The organism is Paenibacillus cineris, from assembly GCF_018333335.1.
Lineage (GTDB): Bacteria > Bacillota > Bacilli > Paenibacillales > Paenibacillaceae > Paenibacillus_AQ > Paenibacillus_AQ favisporus.
The window spans coordinates 376,432-396,529 of sequence record NZ_BORU01000005.1 but is presented as its reverse complement, the minus strand read 5'-3'; the positions used below and the strand labels follow the sequence as shown (position 1 = coordinate 396,529).

General features: G+C 50.8%; 20 protein-coding genes. All 20 read right to left on the bottom strand.

Annotated elements, in window-relative coordinates:
* The 20 genes from KI379_RS31075 to KI379_RS30980 all read right to left on the bottom strand — a co-directional run bounded on the left by KI379_RS31075 (position 1) and on the right by KI379_RS30980 (position 20,062).
* Positions 1-1,104 carry a siphovirus ReqiPepy6 Gp37-like family protein gene (locus tag KI379_RS31075; protein WP_212985949.1) on the bottom strand — a complete coding sequence of 368 codons (1,104 nt, stop codon included), beginning with the start codon at positions 1,102-1,104 and terminating at the stop codon, positions 1-3.
* A gap of 5 nt (positions 1,105-1,109) precedes the next feature.
* Complete coding sequence (locus KI379_RS31070; protein ID WP_212985948.1) at positions 1,110-1,967, bottom strand: distal tail protein Dit; 858 nt, start codon at positions 1,965-1,967, stop codon at positions 1,110-1,112.
* Between the two features lie 11 nt (positions 1,968-1,978).
* Entirely contained in the window at positions 1,979-6,406 is a 4,428-nt protein-coding gene (locus KI379_RS31065) for a phage tail tape measure protein (RefSeq protein ID WP_212985947.1), read from the bottom strand.
* 17 nt (positions 6,407-6,423) lie between these two features.
* Positions 6,424-6,963, bottom strand: coding sequence for a hypothetical protein (locus KI379_RS31060; protein WP_212985946.1), 540 nt, complete (start codon positions 6,961-6,963; stop codon positions 6,424-6,426).
* A gap of 85 nt (positions 6,964-7,048) precedes the next feature.
* Positions 7,049-7,879: a hypothetical protein gene (locus tag KI379_RS31055; RefSeq protein ID WP_212985945.1), complete on the bottom strand. Its 831-nt coding sequence runs from the start codon at positions 7,877-7,879 to the stop codon at positions 7,049-7,051.
* A gap of 2 nt (positions 7,880-7,881) precedes the next feature.
* Positions 7,882-9,804 carry a hypothetical protein gene (locus KI379_RS31050; protein WP_212985944.1) on the bottom strand — a complete coding sequence of 641 codons (1,923 nt, stop codon included), beginning with the start codon at positions 9,802-9,804 and terminating at the stop codon, positions 7,882-7,884.
* Positions 9,805-10,079: 275 nt separating this feature from the next.
* The gene (locus tag KI379_RS31045; RefSeq protein ID WP_212985943.1) at positions 10,080-11,225 is read right to left on the bottom strand and encodes an SGNH/GDSL hydrolase family protein; all 1,146 of its coding nucleotides are present in this window, start codon (positions 11,223-11,225) and stop codon (positions 10,080-10,082) included.
* Positions 11,226-11,696 carry a hypothetical protein gene (locus KI379_RS31040; RefSeq protein ID WP_212985942.1) on the bottom strand — a complete coding sequence of 157 codons (471 nt, stop codon included), beginning with the start codon at positions 11,694-11,696 and terminating at the stop codon, positions 11,226-11,228. It abuts the gene before it with no gap.
* Positions 11,697-11,806: 110 nt separating this feature from the next.
* Complete coding sequence (locus KI379_RS31035) at positions 11,807-12,394, bottom strand: major tail protein (RefSeq protein WP_212985941.1); 588 nt, start codon at positions 12,392-12,394, stop codon at positions 11,807-11,809.
* Between the two features lie 5 nt (positions 12,395-12,399).
* Positions 12,400-12,777, bottom strand: coding sequence for a DUF3168 domain-containing protein (locus KI379_RS31030; protein ID WP_244879504.1), 378 nt, complete (start codon positions 12,775-12,777; stop codon positions 12,400-12,402).
* The gene (locus KI379_RS31025) at positions 12,774-13,130 is read right to left on the bottom strand and encodes an HK97-gp10 family putative phage morphogenesis protein (protein WP_244879503.1); all 357 of its coding nucleotides are present in this window, start codon (positions 13,128-13,130) and stop codon (positions 12,774-12,776) included. Before KI379_RS31025 ends, KI379_RS31030 begins: the two co-directional genes overlap by 4 nt.
* Positions 13,131-13,158: 28 nt before the next feature.
* A complete protein-coding gene (locus KI379_RS31020) occupies positions 13,159-13,533 on the bottom strand; it encodes a phage head closure protein (RefSeq protein WP_212985939.1) in 375 nt (124 codons plus the stop codon).
* Positions 13,508-13,723, bottom strand: coding sequence for a hypothetical protein (locus KI379_RS31015; protein WP_212985938.1), 216 nt, complete (start codon positions 13,721-13,723; stop codon positions 13,508-13,510). The genes KI379_RS31020 and KI379_RS31015 overlap by 26 nt, the downstream gene beginning before the upstream one ends.
* Before the next feature lie 13 nt (positions 13,724-13,736).
* Entirely contained in the window at positions 13,737-14,000 is a 264-nt protein-coding gene (locus KI379_RS31010; RefSeq protein ID WP_212985937.1) for a head-tail connector protein, read from the bottom strand.
* Positions 14,001-14,294: 294 nt separating this feature from the next.
* Positions 14,295-15,431, bottom strand: a complete 1,137-nt coding sequence (locus tag KI379_RS31005; protein WP_212985936.1) for a phage major capsid protein — start codon at positions 15,429-15,431, stop codon at positions 14,295-14,297.
* On the bottom strand, positions 15,424-16,191 hold the full coding sequence (locus KI379_RS31000; protein WP_212985935.1) for a head maturation protease, ClpP-related: 768 nt from the start codon (positions 16,189-16,191) through the stop codon (positions 15,424-15,426). Before KI379_RS31000 ends, KI379_RS31005 begins: the two co-directional genes overlap by 8 nt.
* Positions 16,188-17,405 carry a phage portal protein gene (locus tag KI379_RS30995; RefSeq protein ID WP_212985934.1) on the bottom strand — a complete coding sequence of 406 codons (1,218 nt, stop codon included), beginning with the start codon at positions 17,403-17,405 and terminating at the stop codon, positions 16,188-16,190. Before KI379_RS30995 ends, KI379_RS31000 begins: the two co-directional genes overlap by 4 nt.
* Before the next feature lie 7 nt (positions 17,406-17,412).
* Complete coding sequence (locus tag KI379_RS30990) at positions 17,413-19,197, bottom strand: terminase large subunit (RefSeq protein ID WP_212986056.1); 1,785 nt, start codon at positions 19,195-19,197, stop codon at positions 17,413-17,415.
* Positions 19,175-19,510, bottom strand: coding sequence for a phage terminase small subunit P27 family (locus KI379_RS30985; RefSeq protein ID WP_212985933.1), 336 nt, complete (start codon positions 19,508-19,510; stop codon positions 19,175-19,177). Before KI379_RS30985 ends, KI379_RS30990 begins: the two co-directional genes overlap by 23 nt.
* A gap of 240 nt (positions 19,511-19,750) precedes the next feature.
* Entirely contained in the window at positions 19,751-20,062 is a 312-nt protein-coding gene (locus KI379_RS30980) for an HNH endonuclease (protein ID WP_212985932.1), read from the bottom strand.
* Positions 20,063-20,098 lie beyond the last annotated feature (36 nt).

Genomic DNA, 20,098 nt, shown 5'->3' with positions numbered 1-20,098 from the left:
TTAATCACTCCTTTTCACGTTTGATCTAAGCTGCTTCACAAATTGGGTAATCGTTGGGATTTCATCCCCCAGAGCAATTTCCAACTTGGAGGCTGGCTCGTAAATCTCTTTCACTTCAGTCACCCGGCTGTTCATGGTCAAGCCCCATTTCTTGTTTTGAAGCGTCACCCGGTCCCCTAAATCCCAATCCCTTTCATACACGAAACTCCCGGTACTGAGAATGAGCCCGTTGAAGGTCTGAATGCGCTTCTGTTCCGAAAGGGCCTGTTCCCCCATGCTTGTCAGTTCTAAGGCATCCGCAGCCGATGAACAGTCAAGGAACGTTTCTCTCCGGTCGAATCCGGATCCGCTGCCTACAATCTGAATCAACCTGTCCTCGTCCTCTCCTGCTCCACCGGCATACCCAATGTTTTTATACTGCAGCCAGCTATCCACGTAATCTTGGGATTGGATATTATCGAATTCATGACTGAAGATAACTGGCGGGTGTATGTTTTGGCTTGTTGTAAGGTCCCGACCAGGTAGCACATCATACACCCATTTTTTATTGAGAATGTCCAACGCCACCTGCCAGCCAATGTCGCAGAACTCTGCGATCTCCTGATTAACAGCATCAAGCTGCTCAAACCTTGTTTGCCAAGGTGTCTCCTTTCCGCGCCCAAGATCAGGAGCAACCATGAAAAACGGAACCTGCCGCGCCGAATAAATACCGGTTGCGTAGGTTCCGTTGCCAAGATTGTTATTTACATAATGCTTAAGGACTGTTTCAGCAGGGCCCCTGATCCGGTCATAACTTACAGCCATGGTGACCCTCTGATCGAGAATGCCGCCAAGCGTTGGCCCTTTAATGATCAGGGTTTCAATACCGTTATCATCTTCTGATACTTGGCGATACCGGATGATTCCAGCCTTATGCGGCTTGTTGCCGACCATGATGATTCGATCCTGCAGCAATTGGTCTGTATGCTGCTTCCCAATTTGAATATGCATTTCAAATTCACCGGCCCGATAGAATCGCCGGGTAAACTGAAGGCTTTCATAATTGTCGATTTCACCATGTAGATAAAAATTTGTATCCAGTATCCGGACAGATGGAGCAGCCATTTACATCACCCTCCCTGATACCGGTTATTGTAATAGATCGTCACGGTTGCCGCCTGCTGATCGGAGTCTTTATCGCTGCCGTACTTCAGGACGTTATTTCCTGGAGCCAATTGAAAGAAGGTGCTTCCCAGGTCAATCCAATGAAACACGTTGGTTCGCGTCCCGTCACTATTCAGCACTTCCACCCGCTTATTTCCAAAGGCGGTATTTATGATGAGGGTGTCTGTTTCCTTCAGCTCGTAATTGACTTTGATGTATTCCCCTGTGGTTTCATTCTGAACTACCGGGTTTGTCGCCGGCCCTTGATACCAAATTTCCACAGGTGTATCCACATCCCCTGAATTCACAAAGTTCCCACGGTATGAGGATTGTGCAAACTGAGTTGGCAACCGTAACGGGAACGTTAGGCCACCGGCTTCATACCGCAAACCCTTTACTGTCTGGTTTTCATCCCGCCAATATGGGTCATTCGCAATAAAGTTCACCGTGAACAGATTGGCATGAACGTAACGCTCCCCGAAAACCGCGCCTTCCTCCGCTATGGCATCAATAACATAGCTTCGGGATGAGTTAGTATAAACCAGCCTTCCGGGCCCCATCTTGTTATTCAGGATCCGGGTTAGTTCTCTCCGGCGCTCATACAGTTCCTGCTGACTTCGGGCATTTATAAAGCACTCGACCGAAATGTTTCGGTCTGAGAGTTGAATGTCCACGAAGCTGCTACCGTCCTGGTACGGTGACTTGGTACTTTTAATGTCAGCCGGTACGTTAGCTGTCCCATCAATTTTCTGTAACACATATGGTCCGGAGCTGCCGAACACAACAGACTCGCCCCGGGTATTTACGAACGTGACCTTTTGCAATTCGGCACCTCCTATAGATCCATCGCCAGTTTCTGAGCGCTTCTTTGTGTCGCTGCTGATATTGAACTTGGCGTCGTAATCGGGGTATTAAAATGATTTATTACAGCAACTTGTGTCGGTGAAGATTTGGAAGATGATCCGCTAGAGCTGTTTTTATTCCCTGCTGATGATGCGGCGGCTGCTGCTGAAGCAGCGGCGTTTGCTTCGGCCATTGCAGATACTGCAGCGCTTCGTGCCGCGTTGATCTGAGCCACCACATTCGCTATCATGGCCGAAATTTCATCAACTTGAGGTTTAAATCCAGCAAGCAGTTGCTCTCCAAGCGTTTGACCAGCTAAGTTGTAGCTATCCCCATAGCTGTTCAGCAACTCAATGATTTCCTTTTGCTGCTTATCAATAATCATTTTCTCAGCTTCTGCCTGTAGGCTCTTCGCTTCCAGGAGCTTTGCGTAATGGGCTTGGGTGTCAGCTAATTGTTGATCAAGGGAAGCCTTCTGCGCGGCGTATATCGCATTGATGTTGTCCTGCTGCGCCTGGTATTCCGCTGCCATAAGTTCTTTCTTGGCGGCAAGCTGATCCTTAATAGCCTGGGTCTCTTCAGAAAGCTTGTCTTTCAGTTCCTGCTGCTCCGATTTAAGAGCGTCCTTGGTGTCCTGCAGTTGTTCCTGCCGGTGACGCTCATTCATGTCGGCAACGACTTTGTTGAGCTCTTTCTGTAGCTGCTGTTTGTTGTAATCGTCGTGTTCGTAATCGATCTTATCCTGTAGTTGCTTGATCTTTTTCTGATCAGCAGCGTCAAGTTCCGACCGGCTCCGCTCAGTTTCTGCCTTATCCAGTGCATCAAGCTGCTTTTGAATGGCATCTATCTGCGCGTTATATACGGAATTTATCCGCTCAATCTCAGCGTCCGCCGCCTTCTGGGCTGCATCGACCCGGGCATTGTAAACAGTCTTGATCGCGTCCAGTTGATCATTCTTCCACTGCTCATTGGCATCCTGAGCGTCCCTGATGCTGTCCTCAGCCGCTTGTTTCTCCGCCTGATACTTTGCTTTCAGTGCATCCTGAATGCCTTTGGACAAGTCGTTGATACTGTCGATCTGCGCCTTTCGAACGGCTTCGTTGTATTCCCTCTGAAGCTGCAAACGGTCATTGGTTTGCTTCCGGATCTCCTCGGTGGTATCCCTTTCGATCTTCTTCTTTTCCGCCGCTGTGTACCGATCATCAGCCAAGACCTTTTCGAGGTAATTCTTGTTCAGGTAAATTTGCTCGTTGTAAAGCTTATCTTTGAGCTGAAAGGCTTCCTGATCCGTAAGGTTCTCCCGCGCTACCCGATCCTCATAAGCTGCCTGAAGCGCGTTACTGGTACGCTGGACCGCATCCACCCTCGTCTGCTTCTCTGCTTCAATCTTTCGCTGGGTAGCTTCAAAGATCTTGTCATCTAGGTCGGCCCGCTCATACGCGGAATCTGCGTAGAGCTTCTTGATTCGCTGCAGCCTGGCGATCTCGTCGTTTTCAGTGAGCTTTCCGAGCTGCTTTGCTCGCTCATAATCTTTTAACGCTGTCTCTAGTGAATCATCGCCCATCTGCTTTTTGACAGCATGAATCTTTTCCTCAACAGCCATGCGTTCATCAGCGGTTTTGATGTATTTTGCCTGGATTGTTTCCAGCATCTTGAGCTCTTGAGCTGATGTGAGCTCGTCCATCGCCTTGAGGTGTTCCAATTTCTTGTACGCCTCATCCAAAGCCTTATTCTCGTATGCCTCTGTTTTCGGCGTCTTCGTTTTTGGTGTCTTAGTCTTCTTCGATCCACTGCTCACATCGATTACTGGCACCTTTGGCACCGAGACTGCCGGAATCTTAATGTCCTCTGGTTTCATGTTTGCCAGTGCTTGGAGGCTTGCCGCTTCTCCACGCAACCGATCCAGTTCCGCATTCATTCTAGCAACGGCCGCTTGTGCGAGCCCACTTGCGCCGGTAATCTTCGCAATGCCTTGTGCAATCGTTATTGCTGCCTGCTGCTTGGCAATGGCCGTGTTCTTTTCCTGCAGAGCCTCTGTAGCCTTCGCCTGGATGTTGGCCCACTCCAGGGCAATCTCCCGTTCCTTGACGAGCAATAGCCCTTTGATCGCCTGGACATTGATACCGGTTGCCGTGACAAACTGCGGGAATTGACTTGCCAGTTCCTTCTGAGCTGCCGTCCAGTCATTCGAACCCTTCTTAGCGGATGAATAAGTTTTAATGAGGTTCTGAATGCTGGTTATTTCTTGTTTTCTACTGGCTATAGACTTCGCCTGATCATTGATCTCGGTTGTCGTTTCCCGCTTGGCGTCCTTCACTGCCTTGGAGTAGACATTCACGGCATTCTGCAGGTCCTTCATAGACTTGGCCGATATCTTCCCGTTGTCGTCGATGTATTCCAACGTAATGCCGAATTCACGAGCGGTTTTGTCGGCTTCGCTCATACTGTAGCCCAGCTCTTTGGCGGCAGTGTCCAAGGCAAGAACGTTATTGCCCATCTGCGCCGAACTGGATTCTGCTGCCACGTCAATGAGCTTCTGATAAGTGGCGATCAGTTCGTTCAGCTTATTGATTTTTTCCTGTGCCGCATCGACTTCGCTTCGTTCGATACCATTTGCCTGGACTTCCTGCAGGTTCTGCTGGGCCTGTGCGAGGTCCTCCGCTGCCTGCTTGGCATCGTCCATGCTGTTTTTGATGGACACAAAAGCAGCCACGGCAGCGCCAATCGCAGTTATAACCAGGCCAATTGGGTTAGTAGTCAGGAACATCAACGCCGCTCCCAGCCCTTTGACGACCGGGATCAACGCGGCGATGCTTGTTACCAACTTTCCTGCGATGATCAATAACGGGCCGGCTGCCGCAACCATTGCCACAATGCTGATGATCGTCTTTTGTGTCGAAGCATCCAAATTTGAGAACCAGGTGGATGCCTCTTCGATAGATTTGAACAAAGGCTCAAGAGCGTCGAGCCCTGCCATAATGGCCGGCACCAAAGCGTCTCCCAATGTGATCGCCGCGTCCGTGATTCGGTTACCCAGCATCTTCAGTTTAGATGCTGTCGTCTCATATCTTTGATCCGCTTCATTTTGGAGAGCTGTGTTCTCTCCCCATGCCTTTGTACTGAGCTGCAAGCTATTTCGAAACAGGTCCCCCGCGCCGGAGGCACGTAACAGAGCATCTCGCATCCGGATCTCGGACATTCCGACTTTATCTAAAATCGCAAATACGTTTTGTCCTGATTGAGATAAGCGATGCAACCCTTCGATAAACGAAACAATGGCTGTGGCAGCGTCTTTTTGGAAGCCCTCTTTGAATTGCTTGGAGGTCATACCCGCTATTTGGGCCATCGTATCGAGTTCTTTGCCACCCGACATTACGGAACTGGCCATTTTACTCATAACCGTCGAGATAGCCGTACCACCTGCTTCCGCTTCAATACCCACTGAGCTCAGCGCGCCAGCAAGGCCCAGAATCTGTGCCTCGGACATCCCGACTTGATGACCGGCGCCCGCAAGTCTAAGGCCCATGGCCGTGATCTCGGATTCGGTGGTCGCTAGGTTGTTACCAAGTGCAACGATTGTGGAGCCCAGTTTCTCGAAATCCTGCTGCGGCATCTGCGTGATGTTCGCGAGCCGTGCAAGGGAAGTCGCCGCTTCTTCGGAGGCCATGTTCGTCGCCACGCCCATATTCGTCATGACCTTGGTAAAACTCATGAGGGCGCTGTTCTTGATCCCCAATTGTCCGGCAGCTTCAGCCACGCCAGCAATCTCGGTCGCGGTTGCCGGCATTTCCTTGGACATATCCCGAATGTCTTGCCGGAATCCTTCCAGTTCCTCTGCTGTTGCATTGACTGTCTTCTTTACACCTGCAAAAGCCGTTTCGAAATCGATCGAGGATTTGGCAGCAGCTACCCCTGCTCCCGCAATCGGAGCTGTTACCATCAAGGACATACTTTGCCCCGCCGCGGACATCGTCCGGCCCAAAGACTCCATCTTTTTGGATGCTGCGTCCAGCGCTGCTATCGCTTTTGTCCAGGCCGACGATTGTTTCTGCAGTTCGGATGTCGTCGCCTTCAGCTCGCTGTCCAATTTGTTGTACTGAGCGACGGCCTTGTTCAGCTTAATCTCCAGATTCTGCGTCTCCCGGGCATCTGTCCCCTTTGCCGCCGCCGCTTCTTCATGCTGTTTCTTCAGTTTCGCGATGCGTTGGGCCTGGACATCCATCTGCTTATTCAGTGAGTCCACCTTGGTCCGCAAAGCTTCCTGAGAGTTTGCGTGCTCCCCGATCCGCGACGATGCCGCCTGGAATTCAGATTGGACGACCTTCATCTGGCGAGCCAGCTCAGCCATCGACTTTTCGACGCCAGAATCATCTATGGATAGCTTGGTGACTAGGTTTGACACCTCAATGTCTTCAGCCAATGTTCTCACCTACCTCGCTAAATGTATTGGTCAACCCAAGCAGGCGGCGTATCCGGGTTGGCCTGCTGCTGTTCGCCTGGAGCACCGATGCCGTTGTATTTCTTATGGATTTCCCATAGGGCAAACAGTTTTTTGGGCGTAGAACGCCAAAAAACCGCCTCGCTCATTCCGAGCTGGACGGTTCCAATGTAATACATCCAATCCCAAGGCCAGCCTCCATCGCTGTCACCGGATGGAGGTTGATGTTGTGATTGAATGCTTTTGTATTTGCTTGTGTCAGGCATTTCCGCGGTCAGTGCCTGAAGAATTTTATAAGTCAGATACTTCACGTTGCCCAGGTTGACCAATAAATCTAACGCCTCAATTGGAATATCTTCTTCATGCGCCAATCCGACCTGGAGTATATACGGAATGCTCCCCGTGGACTCCTTTTTGATCTCTTCGATCAATTTGGACGGGGAGCCGTACATTTTCTCAAGGTCATAATGAGCATTCAAGTCATAGACAAGATGCCTAGTAACCCCATTGAGGTCTACCGGCACCTTCTCAATCTTCATGCCGATCCACTCCTTTTTTTGCAGACAAATAGAGACCAGGATAATATGTACCCTAATCCCTTCTTACCGTTTTCAGTTTTGACTATCAGAAAAGTGAGGCGGGGTTAGAATAATTATCACCAAAGAATTTACCGCCTTGTGAAAATGCCGCGTCATAAAGCGCCTGATCGATGGCAGAGACTTGATCAAATGTTCGACCACTCACCGTCAAATCCTCCGCATAATACCGATAAAAGATAGTGCTCTCCGGCTTTCGTTCCTCAATCTTATAGCTGTTCAGCCCCACCTTGCCCGCATTGAACAAGTGCCAGACAGTGTTGCTGTTTGTCGGATCTGAACTACCGTATTGGTCAGCCTTCTTCGAAAACTTAACCCGACCAGCCGTAAGACCAACGGCACGCTCAAAATAGTAGACCTTCGCGACATTGTGGTTCGAGATGTTTGCGAGCTGGGATACCCCAAATGTTGAACTTCCGACATATGCAATCTCCATCCACAGTGAAAAATAGAAGTCGTGATTTTTCGACTTGTCCAGCGACTTATAATTCGCCATAATGTAATCTTTGATTGCCCCAAGCACTTCAATTTTCAGGTAGTTAGCCGGAAATGGATTGGTGATTACTTCTGGCTTATTTGCAAAATAGATGCCACCTTTCGGAGTCCGACTGACCTTTGATACGCCGGTATCTGCAACCCCATAGGATAAAGTGACAGTGCTGCTCCCACCTGCCAGAACCTTGGCCTTATCCTCAGCAAGGTTCGAAAGTAGCGATCCGCTTACCGGAATGCTGCCGTCGACCTTACTCATATCGACCAGGATAAGCGAGCCATTCGTCAGGATCGGATCCGCCCCCAGCACGGGCAGGTTCGGGTCTGTGAATTTTACACCGCTAAGCACAAACTTTAATCCGGCCATGTTTACCACCCCTTCGCATCCAAGAATTTTTTAAGCCCGTTGGCAATGATGGTCGCCCCGGTCAAGTTCTCATGGGTTACGTCATGAGCGTATTCCACCCAAGTACCTCCTTCGTTTACGATAATGTTCCCCAGCCGCCCGCCACCGGACCGGACGTAGTAGTCCTTATTGGCTCCGCCTGTCGGCAGGCCGGAAGTGGAGTGCCAGCCCTTAAATACCATTTCCGAAGGCTTCCACGTAACCGTACTGAAGTCGAACCAGTGACTGAGCGGCGGGATTCCATAGGTATCGGCCACCTGTCGCTCGGTCATCCCAGGGAAGTCGAGGCAAGGGGTGCTATCCGCAGCGTCCAGCAGCTGCTGGCGGGTATTGAACCAGTTGTCTGGGTAGGTCGCCTTATAGAACTCTATAATGTCGTTCCGAGAGCCCGGCGTCTTGGCCTGCATGCCTTCTTGGGTAGCAAACACCAACCGGGATCCGTCAAAGGACGTTGCCAACCGCTCACCTAGAACGGAGAACAAGACGTAACGGTTCGACTGCCACGCGGCAATCAGTTCCAGCATCTGCGGGACTGTCGGATAGAATGCGTTGTTGTCGTTGTTCTGGCCGTGCCAGAAAACGTGCACCCAGTCCTTGTTGACGTCGGTCCCTTGTAGGATCGCGTACCTCATCATTTCCAGAACGTGGGTTGACGTCCCCCCACCGTAGGTGTTCACCGTGCATGTGTATCCTGCGTCTGTAAAAGGCTTCAGGACGCCAGGTTTCAGCAATGTCCCCGGCATAGAGTCGCCCCAGAAGACGATACTGCTCTGGTTTTGCAGTTTCCGAGCTGTCTGTCTGTATACGTTCAGCATACCTGTGACACGGCCGTTGGTCTTGTCCGTGCGGCGCACTTCCCACTCGTTACAGTTTGCTGTGCATGAGAGGACCACAAAAGCACCCTGCGCTGCATTGACCACTTCAGATGTTGGAACTACGCCCCATACGCCTGCTTCTCGCACGAGCATGTCGTTAGCCTTGAATATCAGCCCGCCAGCGGTGCCATCGGCTGATGCAGCGTACACCTCTCCGTCAACGGCCGCTGTCGGCAAGCCGTCTGCAGGGGCAAACTCTCCTCGATAATAGTACTCACCGTTCGCTGTGGTGCCCTTCACAAAGCGCCTGCGGCGAAGAGTGGCATTCGCCTGGGTGCCGACAAAATAAATGCGTTCATTCGCAGCATAAAGAATGCCGTCAAAGTACCCGCCATTCGATACGCTCCACCAGTCGCCGCCCTCGGCTTCATAGGTGGCTGCGTTAGGAAGCGGCTGTTTCTTCCACACGGTGCCGTCGTAGGCGATCAAGTCGCCATAGTTGAACGATTCTCCGTTGATGGTTCGAGCTCCGTTCGTAATGTACCTGTAGTAGTCGCCAACTGCAAACGTACCTGTAGGCGGGAACGTGTCAGCCTGCTGAAACTCACCCTTGTATGTTTTACTCTCGACGCCTGCGGCCTTCACGTCGTAAGTGCCCCGGAATTGCCGTCCTCGAATGTTCAGCCCCGATCGTCTTCGGAAGGATAATCCAGCCCCAGAATTATTGATCCCCTTCACGATCTTGGTACGCATGCCGGGGAGCGCCGTCCAAGCGTGCCCGAAAACGCTAGTATTAAAGTACAACTGCCCTTGGGTGCTGCGCCAGCCGTCCGGCTCTACAGGCATCCGATCACTGGGGTTGTTCCCTGACCCGAGCTTGCGCACTACCTCGGAGGCAAGCTTAACTTCTTTGATGGATGCGTCTGGCATCGAATTCGGGTCAACATTGAAACGGGCTAACCCATTCGTACCAATGGAAAGGGCAACCTTGTTATCCTCATCCACAATAGCAAATACAGAATCGGTTTTCGCCGGGTCCATACTTTGAGGAAGCACAGACTTATCCGTCACACCAGATACTGCGAGTAGTTCATTGAGTGCGTCCGTTATCGTCAGACCAGCAACATCTGAGTCATTCTTGATTTTGCCGCCAATGTGGCCATCTTTATTGATGGTCAACGACACACGGCCGTCCTCATCCTCTATTGCAAACACATACTCGTCATGTTCTAAAGGTGACGGAGAAACCGCCTCTATATTTTTCACTGTACTTAGCGCTTCCACCCCTAGAGTTCGGGCTACACGGTCATTCCTCACTTCGAAATCACCTCATTTCCGTTGTTCGTTTAGGACAATACGCTTTCAATATTCGCCAGGCTCTGCCCGCCGATAAATTTGAATAAAGCTTCCCCGATCAGTGGGTTCGCTTTGGTCGGATGCGGATGAATCGAATCGTTCATCATTCCTGCCGCGTTCGCTTGTGTGTAATTGCCGATCACCCATCGCGTATCAAATATGAGCGCGTCAAAGTCCAGTGCGATCTTCAGTATCTTCAGTCGGTACGTTTCCAGCAGCGCATTTCTCGTGATATCCGCCGTTTCATTTGGCATAACCAGCAGGATGGCCGCATTCGGATTCGCGGCCCTGACCCACCCGAGAATGGTCCGAATGTCAGCATCCACCGTGCTGGCCGGGAAGGCGGTTGTACCGGAATCGTTCATTCCTGCATTCAAAATGAAGAGGTCGCAACCAATGTTCTTCAGGATATCGGAATACATCCCGCCATCCAACTGCGCTACCTGTCGCGTCTGCGTGCCGCCCTGGGCCAGCCGATGCACCCGAACGCCGCCGTTCCCGTTCCGCAGATCCACGCCCATGATTTGAACCGGACCCACGACGCTCGAAACCTGGGCGATGTTACCCGCCTGAGCCGGCAAGGTGCCGGTATACTCCACAAACTTGGCTGCCTTCTCGCCGTCTGAATTGATTGTCATCAGGCCCGCGGCGTTCTTCCCGTCACCCCACTTGAACGTTCCGCCGCCCGGCTGCTGTAGGTATAGAAGCTTGGCCTTGGTGAACTTGTGGGTTTTGTCCGTGAAATTCGCGTACCCGCCGGAGCCGGTGAATATCATTGAGAACAAATTTGGGCAATACTTGTCATCCGTCGCCGGGTCGAATGTTGCATTGGTCTTTTGGGTCGCACCGGTTATTCCTAAAGTGCCGCCCTCGGCTACGACCGCCGAATTATTGGCCGCCATAAACCCGACCCCGCCGTCGCCCAGTATCTCCTGAAGCTTCTGTCGCAGGAAGTCTACGGGACTCGTTCCGCCAGCCCCAGCCATTAGCGAATCGATCGCGCATACCACGTTCAGCTGCTTTCCTTCCCGCCGAGCATAGGAGACTGCGTAAAGCCATTTGTTCAGCCCCGTGCCCCACAGGTATTTAACCCTGGCTTGATTAGCCATATTAAATGCTAATTTCCCCAGGTCCATCTACGACACCGCCTTGCCCTTGATCGTCACGTTTCCCCCAGCGACTGCGCTAAGGCGTGCCCGGAATGAGAACCCCGCCGGCACATCAACCTGCCAACTCTCCGGCGCTGTATCACTGCCACCTGTTGTTTGCGGGCCGTACTTGGTCGGATCTGCAACGTTGTATGCTGTTGTTGGAATATACACTCCGCTCGGCCCGGCAATCTCAAACACCACAGTCCGGCTCGTACTGGTGCCCGTGATTTCACAGGTCAGCGTGTAGTTACCTGTTGTCGGCGTAAAAGGATTTCCTTCGCCAGGGGAACCCGCGGCCAACTGTAAATCAACATCAAGGACTGGATTACGGACAGTCACAAAGGACGCTCCATTTTCACCTTGCGCGTATTCAAAATCATCAATCTTTGCGTTGTAATGCTGCGGAGCTGCCAATCCACCTTTTGCCCTCTTAAGGTCCTTATTACTTGCCACCATAATTTACACCCCCCAAAATAGACTAAAAGGGCGGCCACCGCCGCCCAGCCAGGTCGATCTATTTATCATCTAGTTGATCATTAACGGTTGCTTTGTTGATAAAAAGATCGTTACGGGTTTGGGATTGCACTGGGTACAGCAGTGAACCAAGACGCTACCAAATCGGCGCTTTTCTCATTACTGCTGTCTACGCGGAATCTCCAGTTTCCGTCAAAGGCCCGCTTCAAGAATGTGCCCTCAATTGTCGGCGTTTGAAAGGATGGCGTGCCCTCTTTCGTCTTCGCCTCTTCATTGAACAGCATGAACTTTCCCTTCAGAAGCCAGGTAAATCGCGAGCTACCGTCACTCATGGTCCGCTCAAAACCAAGTGCAACCTCTGGTGCCTGGTCATCGGCGTTGTCGATCAAAAGCCCAGTGTCGGGGTTGATCTGCGATCCCAGCAGCTCTGCCTGGATTTCAAAAGGAACATCAGACACCCCAAGCTCGACTTTGATCTCGCCCAGGGCATTTGCAGTTAGAATCGGACCGTCATCACCATTGAGCGTTGCCGAGTTAACCGTAGGCGATACGTTAGCAGACAGAGCAGGCGAAATCTTTTTCGGCGTGCTGTACGTCGCACCCGTTGAGTCGTCCTTGGTAAGAACAGCAAAATAGATATTTTTGAGGCCGACCGCGGCTCTGTATTTTTCTTCTGGCAAGACAATCAACTCCCAAATTGAATTTTTTTGTACCGTAAAACTTTATGATAGGTCTGGGTATCCGGCTCGAATTGATCTATTGAACCGGACCGGACGAAATCCATGCTTTCCATCGTCGTATTGACGGCGGCCGCGATGGGACCTGTGTTCCCGTTTGTCCAGATATCGACCTGAAAGTGGATGTATGAGCTGATCGGTATGTTGTCGACGTACTTGTTGTCGTAATTGACTAATTCAAAGAATGTCACATATGGCAGCGTATTGTCCGGTGAGCATTCGGGGTAGACTCGGACATTACCGTCCTTGTCCTTCCCCAATCTCGAACCAAGATCGGGATTACTCCGAAGGGCTTGTTTGATTTCGGGCTTCAGATCGATCATCATCCTTCAGACATCCCCTTTCGCAGAAGGTTAGCGAGAAGCTGCGTGACCCGATCCTTGTTTTCATGAAAAGATGGGTAAATAAACGGCTGCGCAGGTGACTTTCTTGTTCCAAACTCGGAAAAGTGGGCCCTCCATGCTGTCTTTTTCCCAGGTCCAATGGTGACAAAACGAACCCCGTCCCCCCTGCGAACCGGGCTGACCCTGATATCGTCCCTCATGTGAATGTGGTCGATAGTGGACATGGGGACTTTTTCCCGTTGTGCTTCCGCAAAGATTTCCCCGCCTTCTTTAAGGCCCTGATTCTCCATCCGCTGAATGCCGGCCTCGATCCTCCGCCGTGTAGCTGCAAGCATCTGCTCAACCCCCTGCAGTTCCACCCCGCTAGCCATTGGACACCTGAGACACCATAAGGTGCGTCTCAGACCGGTCGTCGAATACGTCATCAAGAACAGTGACAATATCGTAAATTCGGTCTTTCTCCACCCCATTAATTACCGACTTGCCATCCACAATCCGCATATCAGAGGTGATCCCGGATCGATACCAAATCCTATAACGAACCGTGATTTCCGCCTGATCAGCAGCCGCTGCGAAGAACTCACGGCCTCTCAGCGGTTCCCGATTGGCCCAGAGGGTGATGACATCCTCCCATTCCTTCGCACCCGGAATAGGGTAGCCAGCGTCATCCTCGGTGCGACCTTTCCGCTGAATGGTGATCCTGCGGTTCAGGTCATTCGACTGCAGGCGTTTCGCCATCTGGATCACCTTCCGGCTTCACATCGCTGGTTTTCTTCTTGCTCGGCTCAGACTTAACCTCCGAGATAAAACCTAGCTCCAGGAGTTGCTGAGCTCGTTCCTTGTTCGGAGGCTTGTGTGGTTCCCCCGGGAAACAGTGCCGGCCATTGTCAAAACGATCCGTAAATTCCTTTTCGACTCTGTATTTCATGCACCTCACCCTTTCAAATTCCTGTTTTCAGCTGCAAAATGATGCTTGTGAGTGACTTTTCGATCCGCTCGACCTCTTTTTCATCCCTTGCCCGTTCGCGGTGTACACGGAGCATAACGGCTAGATCATAGAGTTTGGAGTCCTCGTCCCCTGACGGCTCCTGGACACCCGCATTCCGCAGGTATTCCTTGGCCGCATCAAGCAAAAGAGCGAGGACTATATCATCCTCGCTCCCATCAATTCGCAGATAAGACTTTAATAAATTCAAGTCCGCCATGTCTTGGGCTCCTTCCTTATGGAGTAGGCACCCAGTCCAAAGTCGCTGTGTAGAGTTTGCCGCCGGTAGTCAGTACCTCAAAATTATAAGTCCCTGCAGGGTTAGTCGCTGCAAACCAGAGTGTTTCCTGGTCATCAGGCGTTAAATTCTCCCCGTTTTTCTTGATGTAAACCACTGATCCAGCGGCGAGGGAAATTCGCGCTCCTTCTCCATCCAACAGCTCGAACTCGGTGTTATTCACACCATCACGCTCGCCCTCTCGGCCAGTTGGATGCCATGTTGCCGGCGAAGGAGCTACTGCTTTTTTGCAATACGGAATGCAGATTTCAGCTTGATTTGGTGATCGATCCAAGCCGTCAGGACAAAGTCCCAGATACCGGACCGAACGTTTTTGTCGCGGTCGTAGATAATCGTCGGGTCATAGTTGTAATGGGAGAATCTGAAGTCACCCACTACCGGATCAACCGCCAAATCGCAGAATTCCACCGGCTTACCGAGCACTTGCTCCGGCTGCGCACCGTAAAGTGTCGCATTTCCATTCGCAAGGACCTCAAGGATATCAGTATAGTCCACATACCGCATCACAATCTTTGCGTTCTCGCGATAGTCTTCGTGGAGGTCAGCGATTGCTGCTTTAATCGCTTTATACTTGTCTGCACCTGTTACAGCTTTAATTGGATCGGTGATGCGATAGAACGACATGTGCTCCTCCCCAGCTTTTGGAGTAGTCGTAAAGGCAACCTTTTTTTCCTTAGCTGCAAGGCCGCTTTCCAGAGCACGGTCAACCGTCTGCACAAGGTTCGTATCAGTGGCAGCAAGAATCGTCTCAGACAGTGGGACCATGACCTTGAATTTGTGGCGGCCGAAGGTGACTACATCTCCGGTAGCTTTGATTTCCTTAGCGGTTTCCTCGTCGCCAATGAAATCATCGTCATCCAGTTGGAAATCGATCTTCGGGATTTCGAGATTTGTTACCGTGGTAAATGTGGAGACATCCCGGAGTGGGTTCTTGACGAAAGGTTCATGCAGCAGTTCTGTCGTCATAGTGGACGGCAGGATTTTCTCGCCACCGGAACCGTTGTTATCCCCCAAGGCCGCTTTTACATCATCAGGAACGTTCTGGCCCCTTACCGCTGCACGGTACAGTCCAGCTTTGGCGGATGTAATTTTCGCTTTTGGTTCCTGAACCCCATCCAGAACCCCTCTGCTTTTATCCAAAGAAGCTTTTTGTTCTGCTTCCATCACGTCATGTTCCTTTTGAAGAATTTCGAATCGCGCCTGAAGGTTTTGCTCCTTTGTTTCCAGCGCTCGAATATCTTCGACACTTGCGTTAGGGTCCGATGCTTTTGCAAGTTTGTCTTGCTTCGCAACAGCCAATGCTTGGCCGATTGTTACCAGGTCGTTTTTTACGTCGAACAGTGTTTTAGCCATTGATAATTCCTCCAATATATGAATTAATATTTTGAATTTCCATAGCCGCGGTTTCGCGGATTCTTTGCAGGTATTCCTGCGTCGATTTTGCTTCGGATTGGTCCGGTTCTGTTGAATTCCTAGCTACAAGATCGGCCGGAACGTTGCGATACTTGGCGAATAGCTCTTCGCTGACGCACGCTGCCGCCTTATTCGCTTCTCCTACAACATCACAAAGCCCATAGTCAAAGCATTCCTGTGCGGAGAGCCATGTTTCGGCGTCCAACAATTCGGTCAGCTTGTCCTCGGCCAATTTTTCCCCGGACCGGTCAAGGTAGGTTTGCTTCATGCTGCCACCGATACGATCCAGGTCATCCGCTACCTTCCGGAGCTCAGCAGCATTCCCCCAAGTGAACGTCCATGGATTATGGATCATCATCATGGCATTACGCGGCATATGAATTTCGTCCCCGGCCATCGCGATGACGGATGCGATCGACGCCGCCAGGCCATCAACATGAACGATCACCCTTGCTTTATGCCGTTTGAGGATGTTGTAAATCGTTACGCCCTCGAATACCGACCCGCCCGGGCTATTCATGTACAGTTGCAGCGTATGAATGTCACCAAGAGCATCCAGGTCCCGCTTGAAACTGTTCGCACTGGTGTCCGAATCATCCCATTCCCAGGAAGTGATGTCGCCGTAAATGTAAAGTTCCCCCTCGCTTTCGCGGGCAGCAGCTTTGAAATCCCAGTACTTCTTTTTTTCGCCGTTCTTCACGTCTTATTCACCTCCTTTCCCCGCTTTTTCCTTTGATCCACAGGAGTGTCGATTGGGTACAGATCACCACTGATATAGAGCTTGTCGCCACCTTCTACCGGCGGCAGCTCCTCCAGAGCACGGACCTCATTGGGCTTGTAGCCGGCTGAGCGCATCATTTTGAAATAGAACTCCCCGCGGGTCTTCATATCCCCACGCAAAAGAGCGTTCACGTTGAACTTGTAGTACAGTCCACGCAAACGCTCTTCGCGGTTGAGTAATTTTCGGTTAAATTCCTGCTCGTATTGCCTAACGATAGGAATCATCGTATTGGTCACGTAATTGAGCGACAGCTGCTCCATGCTGGAATAGCTGATCCCATCGGTCTCTCCAAGGAGGAAAATCGGTATGTTGAAAACCATAGCCACCCGGGACTTTGTGATCTTCTCGACTTCAAAAACCTTGGTGTCAATGAAATTCCTCTGGATCGCCTCGATCTCTGTGCCTGTTTCCTGAATGATGACCCCGCCATTCTCCTTGTAGAACTGTTGGAAGTTCTCAAGAATTTCGGTCTTCTTTTCTTTACTCAGACTTGTGGCCATTTTGAGTATGAAAGAGGCTTTGATCGCTGTATCCATCTGGTCGAGGCTAAACTGCCTTACCTCTTTATCGAATTCGATTGTATTTGAAAGAACATCGATCGGGGAGATCCCTTTATACCCGGTTGTATGGATATGCTTCACATGAATAATGTCCATGTTGTGGACATAATACTGGCCTTTCCGTCCGTTTATGCAATACCAAAGTTCGTTGGTGTCCTGCTCAACGACCGGTTCAACGTAATCAGGATCAAGGATCAGCAATGAGCTCACCTGATACCGGGCGTCGTACATCTTCAACGCGTATGAGTTGCCCTTCGTATTCCGGATGACTTCCATGGTCCGAATGAAATCGAACCCGGTCATGTTGTTATTAGGTGCGTTCGCAACCATGTCAGAAATCGGCGTATTTACCGGCGTAAACTCCTGGTACAGCTTAAGCGGCAGCGATGCCATCGAATTGGACAGCCTGGTCACCGCAGCGAATATTGTCTCGTTCGTCGCCAAAGTGCTGCCGGATTTACCCGAGAATATCGATCTTCCCCGGAAGAACCATTTTTCAAATCCCGTTGTCGCTGATTTGAAATCATTTCGGACAATGTCCCACGCCATTCTAACCCTTTGTCGAAGTTTCAAGTTTCCATCACCCCCTTTTCAGAAGATCATTGATGCTGACGAACTCAACGTTTCCGGTAGGCGCCGGCACGGCCATTTTCCTCATGACCTCAACGTGGGCATTAATAAAGGCCGCGAAACCGTCAATTTTACGGTAGCGACCTTGTTTTTTCGGCAGCCTATCCCTCTTTGGATCGTTGCCCAGCTTCACGTTATTGACATACCATCTGAACATTCGATTCTTGTTGTAAATGACCTTGCCGTCGATAAACAGCTCCTTGGCGTCGTCGACTGCCGGACCGAGGGTCAGCTGCCCTTGTCGAACAACCTCCATCTCGAATCCGTATGCCTTCAAAGCTTCGACGAGTTGAAAAGCCTTCGCCGGGTCGTACATTATTTTTTCGATGGCAAATCGTTTCGACTGCTCGACGAACCAATCGTAGACATACTCCTTTTTGACGTATTCGCCGGGAACGATGGTCAAAAGTCCCTCCCTTTGTCGTTCATAATAGGGGATTTTCTCGTTATCCATCTTGGCTTTGGCTTCCGGAACCCATGAATGAGACAAAACAAGGACTTCGCCAGTTTCTGGAACAGTAAACTCAAGGCAGGCGCTGGTCAAATCCTCTGAATCGGAAAGGTCAAATCCGCCGACGCAGCCCTTTCCTTCGAATTCATTTTCCGGCACGACTTTGTTGTTCCGGTTCAGTATTTCCGGTGTGACGAACGACAGCTCGCTGTTATTCATGAAAATGTTGAACTGCTTGGTGACCCAGTCATTGTATTCCTGGGGAACGAGCCTGTCCGTATTGAAATCCTGAATCAATTCGGGAAGGTTCAAGGTGACGCCAATGTTCGGATTCGCCTTGATCCACATCGCCGGATTCTCGATCTCACTGATATCATCAAGCTCGCACATGAAATAAAATTTCCGCTCCTGCTCGGTTTCCCCGGCAAGAACATCTGTGGCGATCTCATAGTACTCCATCAGTGGCCCGTCCAATTGGTAGCCGGCAGTCGTAATGTAGATAACCATCGGCTGCTTCCGGGCCGACCAGGAACGCTTAATGACGTTGATAAGCTTAAAATCCTTGAATTCGTGAATTTCATCGAAAATACCAAGGTGTGTATTCAACCCGTCGAGCTTCTCGGAATCAGACGCCCGCGGCTCGATTTGGCTGTATGTCTTGGCATAGAATATCCCTTTTTGGTTCTCACGGAACCTTTTGCGAAGTGAAGGGGATTTCCGGACCATCACACGGCTTTCGTCAAACAATTCGCCTGCCTGTTGCTTGGTGTTAGCCAGGACGTATACCCGGGCGCCTTCCTCGCGATCTTTGGATACCGAAAAGAGCGACAAACCCGAAATTTTGGTCGTTTTACCGTTTTTCCGGCCAATAAAAATAAGCCCCTCGCGGAAGCGACGGACTCCGGTATCTTTATGGACCCATCCGTAAAGTGAGCCGATAGCGAAGTGCTGCCACGGCTGCAGGATGAGCTTTTCATAATCACCCTTCGATGGTTTGCAGTATTTCTCGATGAAGCCGATCGGCCGGTGTCCCAACTCTTCATTAAAGACGTATGGGAAGTCATCAGTTCCTTGCCTTTTTAAGTCATTTAAGTGCCGGAAACACGCCTGAATGACCTTTTTGCAGGCGATAATTTCGCCTTTTACGACCTGTTCGGCATACCATGTCGTAAGCAAAACCGGGGAAAAGTCGTCCAAAATGTGCCGCTTCACGATCTGCTCATTACGCCATTCGTCATACCATTTTTGGATCTTGGTTGGACTAGTAGTCGTCGAAATCGTCATCGTCATCTACTTTCCCACCCATCCCCAACAAAGCTGCTTTTTTACGCTGTGCGGGAGTGAGCCCGAGAGACTTCAGGAGGTTATTCAGGGTCTGAACAGTCTTTGTAATCTCGATGGCTAAAGGGTTTTTGACGATATTCGTCGCCCCGGCCTTGTTTGTATGACTGATCATCAGGTCGTGCTTGTTGACTTCCTTTTTCAGCTTCCGGTAATACTTATGGGTCTCGATATAGAGCTGAATCAGTTCTTCATCCGACTCCCGATATTTCTCCCCAAGGTACTCTCTGATTTTTTCGGCCGTTGGAACTGCCATGTTTTTTCTCACTCCTTTCCAGCCGGGGGCACCCCCCTTAATCTAAAAAAAACGATGCGCGCAACGAACGAAGGGCCCACGCCGGTCCCAAACCATACTGAGGCTCAAAATCCGAGGGAGGGGGGCGTGTTTCCATATTCTCCAGTACATTTAGACATTCCGGGCAAAGACGCCTGAGAAGGCCCTTAAAATCGTTCTGACGACGTGTAGGATTTTCTATAGGTTCCCATTCCATTTTGATTACCACCTCTCAGGGTTAGCCTCAGCCTTTACAACGGTCGCCCTACGCTTTCGCCTCGGTTCTTCTGCCTTGGGTCGTCCCTTCTCTGGGTGCTCCTGGTTATGGCAGGTAGGACAGATACTCTCCAGGTTGTCCTCATCCAGAGCAAGCTCCGGATAGTCCTCCCTCGGTTTGATGTGGTGGACCGTGTTGGCCGTCGTCAGGATCCCTTTCCGCAAGCACTGCTGACAAAGGTAGTGGTCACGGATTAGGACCTTCTCACGACACTTGCGCCACTCCTTGCTCTTGTAAAAGGGATCGACCTTCTTCATGGCGATGCTTTACCTTCGACCGATCTGCTCAGCTTG